Origin of the sequence: Rheinheimera mesophila (assembly GCF_000986865.1) — a bacterium.
Lineage (GTDB): Bacteria > Pseudomonadota > Gammaproteobacteria > Enterobacterales > Alteromonadaceae > Pararheinheimera > Pararheinheimera mesophila.
Genome location: NZ_LAVS01000007.1, coordinates 62015 through 77885, shown reverse-complemented (window position 1 = coordinate 77885; position 15871 = coordinate 62015). Strand labels below are relative to the sequence as shown.

Annotated in this window: 17 protein-coding genes; 10 read left to right on the top strand and 7 right to left on the bottom strand. The window is 47.7% G+C overall.

Annotation, left to right across the window (positions count from 1 at the left end):
• Positions 1-65: 65 nt before the first annotated feature.
• The 3 genes from pdhR to ampD form a co-directional block, all read right to left on the bottom strand.
• Positions 66-827, bottom strand: coding sequence for a pyruvate dehydrogenase complex transcriptional repressor PdhR (gene pdhR / locus SD53_RS04710; protein ID WP_046519071.1), 762 nt, complete (start codon positions 825-827; stop codon positions 66-68).
• Between the two features lie 455 nt (positions 828-1282).
• Positions 1283-2170 (bottom strand): beta-lactamase regulator AmpE, encoded by an 888-nt coding sequence (ampE, locus tag SD53_RS04700; RefSeq protein WP_046519069.1) that lies wholly within the window; start codon positions 2168-2170, stop codon positions 1283-1285.
• The gene (ampD, locus tag SD53_RS04695; RefSeq protein ID WP_082101777.1) at positions 2171-2806 is read right to left on the bottom strand and encodes a 1,6-anhydro-N-acetylmuramyl-L-alanine amidase AmpD; all 636 of its coding nucleotides are present in this window, start codon (positions 2804-2806) and stop codon (positions 2171-2173) included.
• Here ampD and SD53_RS04690 point away from each other — a divergent pair.
• From SD53_RS04690 to yacG, 10 genes are all read left to right on the top strand, one after another.
• Positions 2797-3315, top strand: coding sequence for a retropepsin-like aspartic protease family protein (locus SD53_RS04690; protein WP_046519068.1), 519 nt, complete (start codon positions 2797-2799; stop codon positions 3313-3315). The genes ampD and SD53_RS04690 overlap by 10 nt on opposite strands.
• Positions 3316-3366: 51 nt before the next feature.
• The gene (gene nadC, locus SD53_RS04685) at positions 3367-4236 is read left to right on the top strand and encodes a carboxylating nicotinate-nucleotide diphosphorylase (RefSeq protein ID WP_046519067.1); all 870 of its coding nucleotides are present in this window, start codon (positions 3367-3369) and stop codon (positions 4234-4236) included.
• Between the two features lie 116 nt (positions 4237-4352).
• On the top strand, positions 4353-5003 hold the full coding sequence (locus SD53_RS04680; RefSeq protein ID WP_046519066.1) for a cold shock and DUF1294 domain-containing protein: 651 nt from the start codon (positions 4353-4355) through the stop codon (positions 5001-5003).
• A 196-nt stretch (positions 5004-5199) separates the two neighbouring features.
• Positions 5200-5574, top strand: coding sequence for a pilin (locus SD53_RS04675; RefSeq protein ID WP_046519065.1), 375 nt, complete (start codon positions 5200-5202; stop codon positions 5572-5574).
• 93 nt (positions 5575-5667) lie between these two features.
• Positions 5668-7365, top strand: coding sequence for a type IV-A pilus assembly ATPase PilB (gene pilB, locus SD53_RS04670; RefSeq protein WP_046519064.1), 1698 nt, complete (start codon positions 5668-5670; stop codon positions 7363-7365).
• A 31-nt stretch (positions 7366-7396) separates the two neighbouring features.
• Positions 7397-8617 carry a type II secretion system F family protein gene (locus SD53_RS04665; RefSeq protein ID WP_046519063.1) on the top strand — a complete coding sequence of 407 codons (1221 nt, stop codon included), beginning with the start codon at positions 7397-7399 and terminating at the stop codon, positions 8615-8617.
• Entirely contained in the window at positions 8617-9498 is an 882-nt protein-coding gene (locus SD53_RS04660) for a prepilin peptidase (RefSeq protein ID WP_046519062.1), read from the top strand. Before SD53_RS04665 ends, SD53_RS04660 begins: the two co-directional genes overlap by 1 nt.
• A gap of 19 nt (positions 9499-9517) precedes the next feature.
• Entirely contained in the window at positions 9518-10141 is a 624-nt protein-coding gene (coaE, locus tag SD53_RS04655; RefSeq protein WP_046519061.1) for a dephospho-CoA kinase, read from the top strand.
• 38 nt (positions 10142-10179) lie between these two features.
• Positions 10180-10926 carry a cell division protein ZapD gene (gene zapD / locus SD53_RS04650; protein ID WP_046519060.1) on the top strand — a complete coding sequence of 249 codons (747 nt, stop codon included), beginning with the start codon at positions 10180-10182 and terminating at the stop codon, positions 10924-10926.
• Between the two features lie 85 nt (positions 10927-11011).
• A complete protein-coding gene (yacG, locus tag SD53_RS04645; protein WP_046519059.1) occupies positions 11012-11242 on the top strand; it encodes a DNA gyrase inhibitor YacG in 231 nt (76 codons plus the stop codon).
• Between the two features lie 166 nt (positions 11243-11408).
• Here the strand turns inward: yacG and SD53_RS04640 are convergent, their stop codons facing one another.
• From SD53_RS04640 to SD53_RS04625, 4 genes are all read right to left on the bottom strand, one after another.
• Positions 11409-11660, bottom strand: a complete 252-nt coding sequence (locus SD53_RS04640; protein ID WP_046519058.1) for a hypothetical protein — start codon at positions 11658-11660, stop codon at positions 11409-11411.
• Between the two features lie 76 nt (positions 11661-11736).
• Positions 11737-12138 (bottom strand): 8-oxo-dGTP diphosphatase MutT, encoded by a 402-nt coding sequence (gene mutT, locus SD53_RS04635; RefSeq protein WP_046519057.1) that lies wholly within the window; start codon positions 12136-12138, stop codon positions 11737-11739.
• Positions 12139-12141: 3 nt separating this feature from the next.
• Positions 12142-14856, bottom strand: coding sequence for a preprotein translocase subunit SecA (gene secA, locus SD53_RS04630; RefSeq protein ID WP_046519056.1), 2715 nt, complete (start codon positions 14854-14856; stop codon positions 12142-12144).
• A gap of 100 nt (positions 14857-14956) precedes the next feature.
• Positions 14957-15871 (bottom strand): M23 family metallopeptidase, encoded by a 915-nt coding sequence (locus SD53_RS04625; RefSeq protein ID WP_046519055.1) that lies wholly within the window; start codon positions 15869-15871, stop codon positions 14957-14959.

Genomic DNA, 15871 nt, shown 5'->3' with positions numbered 1-15871 from the left:
AAAGTTTCCTTAATCAGTTCCACGCCAGAGCGCGGAACATTAACAGTTAAAAAGTATGCTTACGCTCATTCGCTCTGTTGCGAACGTCTGAGCGAGCGTTCAATGCGTGAGCGCTCCCGGTCAGCTTCCAGCAATGCCTCTTCGATAAAGGCCAAATGGCTGTTGCTGGCTTGCCGGGCTTGCTCCGGCTCGCCATTGATCACCGCTTGCATCAGGCGATGCCTGTGCGAATTTAGCTGGCTCACTATGCCTTCTTTTTCCCGCAAAACTTCAAGGTTTAACTTGATGTTTTGCTCCACCAGCGGCGTTAAGCCGCGCACCAAATGCAAAAGCACCACATTATGCGATGCCTCTGCCACCGCCGAATAAAACTGGCCTACCGACCGCGCTTCAGCGTCTAAATCCTGTTGCTGCTGGGCAGCACAAATTTCTTCGTAGCGTTGTTTAATCAGCTCAAAGTCTGCTTGTGTGCCACGCAAAGCGGCGTAATAAGCGCAGATACCCTCTAACGCATGACGAAACTCTAATAAATCAAATTGCGACTCCGGATGACGACCAATCAATGCAAATAATGGGTCAGTCAAACCTACTGCCAGATTTTCGCAAACATAAGTACCACCGCCCTGACGGCGACTGACTAAACCTTTGGCTTCGAGTTTCTGGATGGCTTCGCGCAAGGATGGACGGGAGACATCAAACTGCAGCGCCAGTTCACGCTCAGGCGGTAACTTTTGTCCGGGCGTAAAAGTGCCTTCCAGCAGCATATGCTCCAGTTGCTGGACTATTTGGTCGGACAATTTGGCAGGTTTGATTCTCAGACTGGACATTGTCACCCTGATGTTAAGCGTTTGGTTTTTGCATTGACCACTTGTAAATTGGTCTTACCAATTAAATTTTATGCGGCATAACTTAGCAGAAAGGAATCAAACTGTAAATTAAACTGCAGAATTATGCGACCAAAGCGGCTAAATAATTAGAGTAAAAGCTCAGAAAAAAACAGAGAAAAAGATAGCAATAAAATTGGTCTGACCATTAGTATGAGTACATGCCGTCCTTCCATGGACATCGTCGCAACAAAAGCCCGGCCTTCGCCAGACGCGAAGGCGTGATATCGGCGAAATGCCAAATTGTTGGCATGTCGAAAGACCGCTATCACCCCTACAGTTGCGACATACCGTCCTTCCATGGACATCGTCGCAACACTGTTCCCTACAGTTGCGACATACCGTCCTTCCATGGACATAAAAAAAGCAGCCGAAGCTGCTTTTTTTAATTAGTCACTTTAACGCAGCCAGCCTGACAGTGTTAATACCGCCACTAATGCAAGGAAAAACAATACATTACGCTTAGCTAACTGCACCATGCACGAAGTTTCTTCAGCACAGTTATAGGCATCATCCGGCAAAGGTTCGGCCGCTTTGGCTACCGTAGTGACCACTTTGTCTGCCGGTGTTGTGAAGTCGCCTAAGAAGGCTAACAAAGCCGCTGAAGCGCGGGAGAAATGACCAACCAAGGCCAAACCCACGCCAAATAACCGCGCTGGCAGCCAATCCGCCCAGAACATCAACTGCTGGAACACCGCAGGAATATCAGGCGAAGCGTGCACAAATTCAGCGCTTACATCGCCTTCTTCCGCCAGTTTCATCGGTTTATCCCAACTGACAGGTTCATTCATCTGACGCAGCAACGCATAAGTGATAGCTCCAGCTCCGCCTAAAATGGCAAACCAGAACAACACTGCCGCGTAGTAGCGAAAATTCAGCCAGACCAAACGCTGACCATAACTTAAATCTGTATCCGTTAAACCCACATCGGCGCTGACCTGTTGCATCGTCAAAAAGCTAGCTTCGTTGTCCGCTCTTTCGCTGGCATTTAAATACTGCTTGTACAACTGGCGATAATGCCAGCAGCCAATACACACCAGTAACACCAGCGTATTAAGAACTAAAGTCACCAGACTGCTGTCGATTAACCACAGCAACAGAGCGTATACCAGGCCAGGTAACAGCAGCCAGAGGTACTGGCCTTTGCTGTCGGAAGATAATTTAGACAAAGCCGAATTATGGCTTAGAGACAGGTACTTTTTGGCATAAAACAAAAACTGCCAGGCCTCGCTGCGAACCGCCAGCCGCTCGATAATTAAGGCGATAAGCATACTGATCAAGGTCATTTATCCACTCTCCTTTAACGCAGATTGATAACGGTCCCAGTCAAACGACGGACCAGGATCGGTTTTCCGACCCGGCGCAATCTGCTGATGTCCCACAATACGCTCCGGCGTGATTGCCGGAAAGTCTTGCATTAGTTTTCTGGTTAACAGCACCAGACTTTGGTACTGAGCATCGGTATAAGGCTGATGCTCTGTCCCCTCCAATTCGATCCCTATCGAATAATCATTACAGTTTGGCCGCCCACCAAATTCCGATACACCGGCGTGCCAGGCGCGTAAATGAAAAGGCACATACTGTCGGACTAAACCGTTTCTGAAAATAACACAATGTGAAGACACTCTTAGGCCAGCTAAATCGGCAAAACTGGGATCGGCCGAGCTGTCCAACACCCCCATAAATAAATCGTCAATATAACTGTTGCCGAACTGACCCGCAGGCAAACTGATGCAATGGATCACCAACAGGCTGATATCAGTGTCACGCGGCCTTAAGTTCCAATGTGGACTTGGCCGCTGTTCAAGCTCAAAGGAAACCTGATGTTGATTCACCCTGTCGATCCTGTTTTGCAAATGCGCTTCATGCTCGGTTAAGCTGGAGCCTTTATTGTCAACCCTGAGACTTTGGAATGCAAGCATCTGACAATACAACTAAATTAGGCCGTTTATTTAGCTGGATCAGTTGGCTGCTGTTGCTTGGGCTGCTGTACTGGTTTTTTGAAGATCAGATTTCGTTACAAATAAACCCAAATCAGCAGCTACAAAGTCAGATTGGCAGTGGTGGTGAAAAAGTCACAATACTCAAACGCAATAAGGCTGGCCACTATGTGGGCACTGCTCTGTTTAATGGGGTGCCTATGGAGTTTATGCTGGATACTGGCGCTACGGTAGTGGCCGTCTCTGAACAGGCCGCACAAAAGCTCGGCATGAGCAAAGGTCGGCGTTATCAGGTCAGCACAGCCAACGGCCTTACTACGGCCTATGACAGTCGGCTCGATAGTCTGCAACTGGGTGATATTGTGCTTACCGACATACGCGCCAGTATCACGCCCGGCTTGCATGGCACTGAGATTTTGTTAGGCATGAGTGCGTTAAAACAATTAGAATTCAGCCAACAACAGGATGAGCTGAAGCTCATCCAACGCTAATGTTTAATCACAGGCTTCTGGCCTGTTACCACACCGGAACTATAAATACAGATGATAAACGTCCCTTACCTTACTGATTTACAACGGGATATTGAACTGACTGTTCGTCAGGCTCTGGCTGAGGATCTAGGCCATTTACCGCTGGAGCAAGGCGATATTACTGCGTCTCTGATCCCGGCAACCCAACAAGCCAAAGCGACTATTATCAGCCGCGAAGATTGTGTGTTCTGCGGCAGCGCCTGGTTGACTGAAGTGTTCCGTCAATTATCCACTGAGGTTGAGATCGAGTGGTTTGTAGAGGACGGCGAGAAGATCACCGCCAACTCTGTGTTGTGTGAACTGACAGGTCCGGCCCGTATTCTGTTAACAGGAGAGCGTACTGCACTGAACTTTATCCAGAGTTTAAGTGGTACAGCTACCACGACAGCTTTGTATGTATCCTTATTAGAGGGCAGCACTACCCGATTACTGGATACCCGGAAAACACTACCAGGCATGCGTTTAGCACAAAAGTACGCGGTGGCTTGTGGCGGCGGTAAAAATCATCGCCTTGGTTTATACGACGCGTTTTTAATCAAAGAAAATCATATTGCCGCAGCAGGTTCTATCGAAAAAGCGGTCAGCCTGGCACGGCAGAATTTCCCGGGGAAACCTGTGGAAGTGGAAGTGGAAGACTTGATTGAATTTGAACAGGCGCTTGAGGCTGGTGCCGATATCATTATGCTCGACAACTTTCATATCGCGGATATCCAGCAAGCCGTGAGTCAAAATAAAGGCCGGGCCAAACTGGAAGTATCGGGCAACATTACTGCCGAAGCACTGCGCTCTCTCAGCAGTACAGGCGTAGATTATATCTCCAGTGGCGCTTTAACCAAAAACCTGCAAGCCATTGATTTATCAATGCGTTTACGCAGCATTTAAGCCGAACTCTGCCGCTCAGACCTTTGTTCTGATCTGCAGCCATTCGTCGCAGCTTGCGGCAAAGCCATAAAAGGCTGATACACTTTGGTTAGTGTTCCCGCAAAGCTGTGATCACCATGGCTCATCTCTCAAGGTTGCAAGGCACAGTCTGCTACTGGCGTGACGATAAAGGTTTTGGTTTTGTCATCACGGATAACACAGAGCGGCTATTTTTTCATATCCGCGATTTCAGCCAGGCTCCGGCCAGACGTCCACAGCACGGTGATAAACTCAGCTTCCAAGTGAGATTGGACCAACAACAGCGCTGTTACGCTGTTTTGCTGCAGTTTGAGGATAGACCGGCCCTGTTGGAAAAACGGGCTGACGCAGCAGGGCCAAACTTCACTCAAATCCAGCAACACGCCTGGTATTTCCGTTACTTGTTTTTTGCCTTACTGCTGCTGTCATTACTGGCAGGTTCCTTCGCTTTTACTGTGCCTTTGTTTTATCTCGAAGCCAGTCTTTTTACTTACTGGTTGTATCAACTAGATAAAAAACTGGCTGCCAGCGGCCACAGTAGCCGTTTACCGGAAGAGAGTTTACAAATGTTTAGTCTGATAGGAGGCTGGCCTGGTGCTTTAGTCGCACAAAAACGTTTGCGCCATAAAGTACATAAAGTGCCTTTTCAACGTGAATTCCGTTTTGTGATTTACGGCAATAGTTGTTTTTTACTCTGGTTATTGTCTGAGCCCGGAGCACGGTTTTTAGATAAAGTGGCCGTATTCTGAGTATGCGCAACAAAACAAGCCCTCGAAATGATCACCTGATAGCTCCTTTAAAATCAGCCATTTAACTAATGGTTCACTTTTTATATTTGCTTTGTTTGCAACTACAATTAAACATCTGAGCAAAGCTTGCTTAATAACAAATATTCACCAGAATTAAGTAGCCCCAACTGTGGGCAAACCAATCAGGAGAAGTTTCATGAAACGTAATCAAGGTTTTACCCTTATTGAATTAATGATAGTTGTTGCCATTATTGGGATACTGGCGGCCATTGCTTTACCTGCTTATCAGGACTATACGGCCAAAGCTAAAGGGTCAAATGCTGTCGCCTCTTTAGGTGGACAAAAAATTAAAGTGGCTGAAGCTTATGCCACCAGCGGCACTTTAGGCTGTACCGACACCGCAGGTACAGCTATTCCGGATTGCACGGGCAACGGCGTACTGTCACTGACGTATGATGGCATCACAGCAACTATGACACCTACAGCCCCGGCCGCAGGCTCTGGCAATATCACCTGGGCTTGTGCATTAACAGGTACGGGCGCAGTACCTATCAAAGGCTGCGGTATTTAACCTCTGAGCTGTGCATCAAAAACGGCCCTGCCGGGCCGTTTTGAACCTGCTGAAACATAACCAGACAGGGCCAGTTCTGTTACAGGGGACTGTATGGCATTAAACCCAAACTCGATTTTATTAAGGCGTTTACACCAAGCGAATCTGGTCGACCCACAGATCACTGCTAAATTACTACAGGAAAAAAGCCATCAGTATCAGACCATTGCCGATCTGTTAATTGGCGAAAAACTGATCCAGGCCAAAGCACTGGCTGAAGCCGCCGCCGCTTTTACTTTGCACAGCGCGCTGGACCTGGATTTTTTTGATATCAATGCCATTCCTGATCCGCTGCGCAATGAAAAACTAATCCGCAAACATCATATTCTGCCGCTTGCCAAAAGACACAAAAGCTTATTTCTGGCTGTTGTAGACCCGACAGACATGACCTCTGTCGAAGACTTTGAATTTAACACCGGTCTGAATGCCGAAATGATAGTGGTGGAATTTGACAAGCTGCATAAAGCCATTGATAAACTCTTTGATACCACAGCCACAGACAGCTTTACCGATACGCAGTGGGACCTGGCTAAAATGGGTCTGGCTGGCGGAGAAGAAGAGGACATAAGAACAGTAGGCTCAGACAGTGAAGATCAGCCGATTATCTCCTTCATCAATAAAATGCTGCATGACGCTATTCGCAAAGGCGCTTCGGATTTGCATTTTGAGCCTTATGAAAAAACTTACCGTATCCGTTTTCGTATCGATGGTATTTTGCATGAAGTCGCCTCCCCTCCTGCGGCTTTATCCACCCGCTTGTCCGCCCGCTTAAAAGTGATGTCGAGATTAGACATAGCGGAAAAACGAGTGCCGCAGGATGGCCGGATTAAACTGAAGTTGTCACAAAAAAAGTCGATCGACTTTCGGGTCAGTACTTTACCCACCTTGTGGGGTGAAAAAATAGTCATGCGGATCCTCGATTCCGACAGCGCCATGTTGGGTATAGATGTCCTGGGTTACGAACCAGAGCAAAAACAATTGTACCTGGACGCTTTGGCACAGCCTCAGGGCATGATTTTGGTGACTGGTCCCACAGGCTCAGGCAAAACCGTATCACTGTATACGGGCTTGAATATCCTTAATACCGAGGAAACCAATATCTCGACTGCTGAAGATCCGGTCGAGATCAACCTGCCGGGCATTAATCAGGTGCAGGTCAATCCAAGAGCTGGCCTGACCTTCCCCTCGGCTTTAAAGGCGTTTCTGCGGCAAGACCCTGATGTCATTATGGTCGGTGAAATCCGCGATCTGGAAACCGCAGAAATAGCCATTAAAGCGGCACAAACCGGGCATTTGGTATTAAGTACCCTGCACACAAACTCGGCGCCCGAAACCTTAACCCGCCTGCTGAATATGGGTGTACCGGCCTATAACGTCGCGAGCTCGGTCACGCTGATTATCGCTCAGCGTCTGGCCCGACGTTTGTGCAATCATTGCAAAGCTGCAGAACAGATCCCCGAACAAGAGGCGCTCAAACAAGGCTTTACAACTTCTCAGCTCAGCCAGTTAAAACTGTTTAAGCCGGTAGGTTGTGACCATTGTACTGGTGGTTACAAAGGACGTTTGGGTATTTATGAAGTGATGCCTATCACAGCCCAAATCGCCGCTAAAATTATGGCAGGGGCAAATTCGCTTGATATCGCAGCTCAGGCGCAAACGGAAGGCTTCCCTAACTTACGTCAGTCGGCGTTAAAAAAAGCCGCGGCAGGCCTCACCAGTCTGGCCGAGGTGAACAGGGTAACCAACGCTTAAGATGATTGCAGGCACAGCAGGGACTTAAATCATGGCCGAAGTGAAAGTAAAGCAGCTAGATACCTTCCTGTGGAAAGGCATTAATAAAAGAGGTAAAGCCAGCAACGGAGAAATCAGGGCCGGATCGGTGGCAGAAGCGAAAGCCTTGTTACGTCAACAAGGGATCACACCCTCTTCTGTGAAGAAAAAAAGTAAACCGCTGGCGTTTACCCAACCGAGCATCAAGTCTTCTGATATTTGTGTGGTGACCCGACAAATCGCTACTATGCTGGGAGCCGGCGTTCCTCTGGTGCAAAGTATTGATTTAATAGCGAACGGTGCGAGCAATGAAACCTTACGCCAACTGATGACTAAAATCTCGGTCAAGGTACAAGGTGGCACCCCCTTGTCCGAAGTGCTGCGCGAACATAAAGATTATTTCGATGAATTGTATTGTGATTTGGTCAAGTCCGGTGAGCAATCCGGTGCATTGGACAGGATATTTGACCGTATCGCCGTTTATAAAGAAAAAGCTGAAGCCCTGAAATCTAAAATCAAAAAAGCTATGTTTTATCCGATAGCGGTGATTGTAGTAGCGGGCATAGTCACCTCTATTCTGCTGATTTTTGTGGTGCCGCAGTTTGCCGAAATTTTTGGCAATATGGGCGCTGAATTACCTGCCTTTACCTTGTTTGTGCTGGGTATCTCAGATTTTATGCAGGATTATTGGTTATTTGTGGTGGCCCTGGTTGTGGTCACGCTGGTCCTGGTATCGAAATCCTATAAAACCAGTCACAGTTTTAAAGTCAGTGCCGACCATGCCATCTTAAAACTGCCCGTCATTGGCATGATTTTAAACAAAGCATCTGTCGCTCGCTACGCCCGAACCTTATCCACCACTTTTGCGGCTGGTGTTCCTTTGATTGAAGCTTTGGAATCCGCGGCAGGCGCTGCCGGCAATGAGAAATACCGGGCCGCTATTTTGTCAGTCCGCGAAGAGGTTGCAGCGGGCAATCAAATGCACCTGGCAATGAAAAACACAGCGGCTTTTCCTGAGATGGTGAATCAAATGGTTGCGATAGGAGAAGAGTCCGGAGCATTGGACAGTATGCTGGCGAAAGTAGCGACTATTTATGAGCAGGAAGTAGACGATGCAGTCGACGGTCTCACCGCTTTGCTGGAACCCTTGATTATGGCGGTATTAGGTGTCTTAATAGGCGGACTTATTATTGCGATGTATCTTCCGATTTTCCAACTGGGCAGTATTGTGTAATGGATGTTTTTTCTCCTCTGGTGCAAGTGTTCGAACAGTCTTTGTTCACCTTTTATAGTGTTGTTGTTGTGTTGAGTCTGGCTGTCGGCAGTTTTCTGAATGTGGTGATCTACAGATTGCCAAAAATGATGGAATTAGCCTGGCAACAAGACTATCAGCAGTATTTCAATCAAAATGCCGATCAAACGAAAACCCGCTTTAATCTGGCATTACCGCGTTCACATTGTCCAAAATGTCAGCATCCGTTGTCAGCGATGGACAATATTCCATTGTTCAGTTGGTTGCTGTTAAAAGCCAAATGTCGTTATTGCAAAGCACCTATCAGCGCACGTTATCCATCCATTGAAGCCTTCACAGCTCTGTTGTCTTTGCTGGTCGCTATGCATTTTGGCGTCACAGAACAGACGCTGATTTATGTTGTGGTGACCTGGTGTCTGATTGCGTTGTCTTTTATCGATATCGACAAAATGTTGTTGCCGGATCAAATCACGCAGCCGTTGCTGTGGTTTGCGCTGCTATTGAGTGTCACAGGCTGGACCGTCTCCCCTACAGACGCATTGATCGGTGCCGCCGCAGGATATTTAAGTTTATGGTCTGTGTTCTGGTTATTTAAGCTGGTGACTGGTAAAGAAGGTATGGGTTATGGCGACTTTAAGTTGCTGGCTATATTTGGTGCCCTGCTCGGCTGGCAATTATTACCACTTATTATTCTGTTGTCCTCTGTGGTAGGGGCAGTGTTGGGCTCGCTTATGCTGTTGCTTCAGGGCAAAGGTAAAGCCACTCCTATTCCTTTTGGACCCTACATAGCCGCAGCCGGCTGGATTGCGATGTTATGGGGCAAGGACATCACCGCCTGGTATCTGAGCACTATGGGTCTATAAGTGATGAGGCTTTGAGCTTATGTCTGGCTATGTAGTAGGACTGACAGGTGGAATAGGCAGCGGTAAAACGACTGTCGCCAATCTATTTCATGAGTTAGGCATCCAAAGTGTTGATGCTGATCTGGTGGCCCGTGAAGTGGTAATGCCGGGCGAGCCTGCTTTGGAAACTATAGTGCAGCATTTTGGTAGTAGTATTTTGCAGCCGGATGGTCAACTGGACCGCGCAGCATTGCGCTCCAGAATTTTTACCCATGATGCGGAGAAACTCTGGCTGAATCAGCTATTACATCCTTTGATCCGCCAGCGTATGCTGCAGCAATTAGCCGCCTGCACCTCCGACTACGCCTTGTTAATCGCGCCTTTGCTGCTGGAAAATAAATTGCAGATCTTTACAGACAGAGTGCTGGTGATTGATGTGCCGGAAGAGCTACAACTCAGCCGCACCATGCAAAGGGATCAGGTACCGGTCGAACAAGTGCAAAATATTCTGAACAGTCAGATCTCAAGATCTGAGCGTCTGCGCCTGGCCGATGATGTGCTGCTCAATACAGTACCTGTTGTTGAGCTTCAGGCACAGATACAACCACTACATCGCCGTTATCAGCAGTTTGCCAAGGAAAAACTGGCAAAAAGCTCAGCTTAGGTTTATGGTAATGAACATTGTTAACAAATGTTTCAGCTATGACCTCAATTCTCTACGAACATCCGTTGAACGAGAAAGTCCGCACTTATTTGCGGGTAGAGTATTTGTTTCAGCAAGTCACCAAGTTGTTGCCACTGGAGACAGAATGGCAGCAGCAAGGCTTCTTTACCTCGTTATTCTCGTTGATTGAAGTACTGGAACGTAATGATGTGCGACCGGATTTGATCAAAGATGTAGAGCGTTGTGAATCCGCTTTGGTGAACTGGTCACGTCATCCATCGATCTCCGATGACATGCTGCAAACCATGTTACAAAAAGCAGTACGACTACAAAGTGACTTGTTGAGGTGCAGTAAATTTGCCACCAGCTTAAAAGAAGATAAGTTTCTCGCCCCTTTACGCCAGCGTTTTTTTATCCCCGGTGGCACCTGTTACTTTGATTTACCTCAGTTGCAGTATTGGTTTTCTCAGCCTTTGGTGCAACGCAAAAAAGCAGCTCAGGATTGGCTGGAGCAGTTGGCTTTGGTCGAAACCGCCATTGCTTATGTGCTGACCTTTATCCGCGAGCGTGGCCAATTCCAGCCATTGATCGCTGAAAATGGCTTTTTCCAAAGCAATACCGAACAATTTGAATTACTGCGCATTGAATACTCAATGGAGTACCAAAGCTACCCGACCATCAGCGGTAACAGATACCGTTACGCCATACGTTTTATGCAGTTGTGTGACAGCTTAGGTCGCACCACCATAGATAAAGCTATCCCCTTCAAATTAGCTTGTTGTTAGCCTGCGGCCCGATTTAAGTTCGCCTGAAATACAGAGTCTGCGGTACACTAGCGTAGTTTATGAATAGGCTTTCGGAGTATGTCGTATGACCACCATAGTCAAATGTCCAACCTGCCAGAAAGAGGTGATTTGGGGTCCGGGATCTGCTTTCCGGCCTTTTTGTTCAGACCGTTGTCGTTTAATAGACTTAGGTGCCTGGGCTAATGAAGAACACAGAATACCGGATAAAGGCCGCACTGATTTGCCGCTGTCTGAGCAGCAATTGGCAGAATTAGAGAATGAGTTACTGGAACAGGATAACGAATTTTTTAAATAATCCCCGTTGTACTTGAAGCCGTAGCTTTGTTGACTGCGTGCCCTCGCCCCAGTCATCTTGAAAATGTATGGCTAACTTGGCTCGAGCATTCTCGCATCAATCCAATGACACATAGACAACTATGCTCCTGGGGTCTTGCTCACTTGTCGTCGCGCTGCAACTCCAATTACTTAGGGGATAGAATAAAAAAATTGCCGGGAGCAATTTTTAACAACGCGAAGTGTTGGCCCTTTAAGGGGTGAGCGCCATGGATGGCGGTGAATAAAAAAACATCAGGAGTGTTTTTTAACAGCTTGAGCTGGCCCGGCAGGGTGAGCGCCATGGATGGCGGCGAATAAAAAACATCAGGAGTGTTTTTTAACAGCTTGAGCTGGCCCGGCAGGGTGAGCGCCATGGATGGCGGCGAATAAAAAAACATCAGGAGTGTTTTTTAACAGCTTGAGCTGGCCCGGCAGGGTGAGCGCCATGGATGGCGGCGAATAAAAAGGGCGCTATCAGCGCCCGAATTCATTTATCAATTTGTCGAGTATAGGCTGATTCGCATCAGGGAACTGATACTGATTAAGCTCCGATAAGGGCACCCAGCGCACCGGCTGGCCTTCCAGACCTTTCGCTTTACCTGCAAAATCCTGCACCAGATGAATATCCAGCAACACCGTTTTTTCTGGGTAGGCATACTGCAGTTCAAACCAAGGGGTTGAGCCTGCGATATCCAGATCCACTTCTTCTTTCAGTTCACGCGCTAAAGCTTGTGCAGTGGTTTCACCTGCTTCCACTTTGCCGCCTGGAAACTCCCAGCGCCCGCCCTGGTGTAACTTGTCAGGACGCAGCGCTAATAGCACCTGCTGGTCCTTTAAAATTACACCTACGGCGACATGTACTACTTTGGGTGTCATCCGTTAGACCAACTTACCGTGACACTGCTTGTATTTTTTCCCAGAACCACAAGGGCAAGGGTCATTACGCCCTACCTTTTCAGCGTCCCGGAATACAGGTGCCGGATTGGTATGTGGTACTTCAGTCGCAACCTGTTCAACTTCTTCATGCTGGAACTGCATGTCAGTACTTTCGGCTTTACGGCGTTGATCTTCTACTGCATCGACATCTTCAGCAGCACGGATTTGCACCCGCGATAACACTCCTATCACGTCCAGCTTAAGGTTATCCAGCATAGTAGAGAACAACTCAAAAGCTTCACGCTTGTATTCCTGCTTCGGATTCTTCTGGGCATAACCACGCAGATTAATACCCTGACGTAAGTGGTCCATCGCCGCTAAATGTTCTTTCCAGTGCGTATCTAAACTTTGCAGCATCACTGATTTTTCAAACTGACGCAGCACGGAAGGCCCCACCATGTGCTCTTTCAGCTCATAGGCCTTATCCACCACTTCGTGGATTTGCTCACGCAGTTTTTCTTCAAACAGCTTCTTATCGTCTGCTAACCATTTAGCAATCGGCATGTCGATAGCAAAATCAGCACGGAAACGGGCTTCTAAGCCTGGAATATCCCACATCTCATCCAACGACTGCGGTGGAATATACTGGTCAATCACAGACGCCACGACGTCATGACGAATCGCCTTAATGGTCTCAGAGATATCTGCGGCATCCATCAGCTCATTGCGTTGCTCGTACACCACTTTACGCTGGTCGTTGGCCACATCATCAAATTCCAGCAACTGCTTGCGGATATCAAAGTTACGGGCCTCCACTTTACGTTGGGCGTTTTCGATAGCACGGCTAACCCAAGGGTGCTCAATGGCTTCGCCAGGTTCCATACCTAGCTTACGCATCATACCCGCCATGCGGTCCGACGCGAAAATACGCATTAAAGCATCGTCTAACGACAGGTAAAAACGGGAAGAACCCGGATCGCCCTGACGACCGGCACGACCACGCAACTGGTTGTCGATACGACGCGATTCATGACGTTCAGTACCAATGATATGTAAACCACCGGCGGCGATAACAGCATCGTGGCGTTCCTGCCACTGGGCTTTCACTTTAGCAATTTGTTCTTCACTGGCATCAGCACCTAAAGCAGCCAGCTCTGCCTGCAAGTTACCACCCAGCACTATGTCGGTACCACGACCGGCCATATTGGTGGCGATAGTGACTGTGCCCGGTTGACCTGCCTGAGCAATGATTTGAGCTTCGTTGGCATGGAACTTGGCATTTAATACCTGATGCGGAATTTTCGCGTCTTGCAGCAACTTCGACAGATACTCAGAGCTTTCAATGGAAGCAGTACCGACCAGAATAGGACGCTTCAGAGCACGGTTTTCTTCAATATCTTTGATAATAGCCTGATACTTTTCTTCCACTGTCAGATAGACCAAATCGGCCATATCTTTACGAACCATAGGTCTGTTGGTGGGGACTACTATAGTCTCTAACCCATAAATAGACTGGAATTCAAAAGCTTCAGTGTCGGCAGTACCTGTCATCCCCGCCAGTTTGTCGTACAAGCGGAACAGGTTTTGGAAGGTAATAGAAGCTAAGGTCTGGTTTTCGTGGTTAATACGCACGCCTTCTTTTGCTTCTATCGCCTGGTGCAAACCTTCAGACCAGCGACGGCCTTCCATAGTACGGCCCGTATGCTCATCAACTATAACGATTTCGTTATCTTTAATCACATAATCGACGTCTTTCTTAAACAGGTTATGAGCACGCAGCGCAGCATAAGTATGGTGCAGCAAAGTGATATTGGCCGCAGAGAACAAGGAGTCGCCCGGCTGGATTAAACCCAGTTCCTGCAAAATTTCTTCAACACGAATTTGACCACGTTCCGTCAAATACACTTGTTTGGCTTTTTCGTCTATGGTGAAGTGACCATCACCCATAGCCCCTTCTTCATCTTCTTTTTCTTGTTTGACAAGCTGAGGCACTACGGTATTAATCACACGATACAGCTCAGAACTGTCTTCAGCCTGACCAGAAATAATCAGCGGCGTGCGGGCTTCATCTATTAAAATAGAATCTACTTCGTCGATGATGGCATAAGCCAAATGGCGCTGTACCCGCTCAATGGCAGAAAAGGCCATATTGTCACGCAGGTAATCAAAACCAAATTCGTTATTGGTGCCGTAGGTAATATCGGCTTTGTAAGCGGCTTGTTTGTCTAAATGCCCCATACCAGGCACGTTGACACCTACGGTTAAGCCTAAAAAGTCAAACAAAGGCGCGTTGGTTTCAGCATCACGACGGGCCAGGTAATCGTTCACCGTAATCACATGTACGGCCTGACCACTTAACGCATTTAAGTAGGCTGGCAAGGTTGCGGTTAAGGTTTTACCTTCACCTGTACGCATCTCAGAGATTTTACCCTGATGCAGCACAATACCACCTATTAATTGCACATCAAAATGACGCATTTTAAAGACACGTTTACTGGCTTCGCGTACTGTGGCAAAAGCTTCTGGCAGTAAATCATCCAAGGTTGCGCCATCGGCAAAACGTTGCTTGAATTCAGCGGTTTTTAATTTGAGTTCTTCATCAGACAGAGCAACAAAAGCAGGTTCCAGGCTATTAATCAGATCAACCGTCTTTTTTAATTTCTTTAAATAACGATCATTACGGCTACCAATTAATTTGGCGAAAAATTTTCCAAACATTTTATAAATACCACTTCTTGGTTGAGACTCGCTCTGAGTCCGGCCTGAGCCTTTGTAACCCGACTGTCTGACACTCCTGTCTCAGCAAACCGGGTCTATATTATTGAATACGGCGATTAACAAACATCATAGGGTCAATTTGCTGACCATTTTTCAGAACTTCGTAATGCACATGTGGCCCGGTCGAACGGCCTGTATTGCCCATAATGGCAACTTCCTGGCCTTTGGTCACCATCTGTCCAACCTGAACAGTGATAGCCTGAGCATGAGCATACCGGGTGCGATAGCCATCGCTATGCTCAATTTCAACCATTTTACCGTAACCGAAACGTTCACCAGCCCAGGTGACTATGCCACCTGCGGTTGCAAAAATAGAATCGCCTTCTTTACCGGCAAAATCTACGCCACGGTGCACTGCGGGTTCGCCACTAAAGGGATCGCTGCGGACGCCAAAACTGGAAGACAGGTAACCACTTAATACAGGGCGACCAGACAACTGAACGCTTTTTCCTATATGGTGATTCAAATCCAGAGATTCAAGCATGGCAAAGCGGGTTTGCTCGGACTGCAGATTTTGCTCCAGCTCATTGAGCTGCAACAAGACCGCATTTAATTCAGCCAGACTGATTTCTGTCGGTGTTTGCGCAGGACCGCCCATCGCCGGAGTCTCATGCAGATTAAACTCTTCCGTCGACAAATTGGCGGCGTCAATTAAACGTTCACCGACCATATTCAGCCGGTTGACCTGCGCCTGCAACGTGGCCACTTTAGCCGTTAATGCCGCTAGCTGATTTTCAGCACGGCGGCGAATATCGGCAATTTCTTCTGTCTCTGCAGCGCGGCTTAACTGCGCCTTTTCAAGTTCTGCATTGCCTTGCTGAAATAAATTAGCAAAAGCTGCACCAGCGCCAGAGGCGATACAAAACAACAAGACGGCCGTGACTGTCAGTTGCGATGGCGTGCTGCCAAAGCTGAAGTGGCGGTGTTTGCCACGATAGAAAACTGTTACACTCAT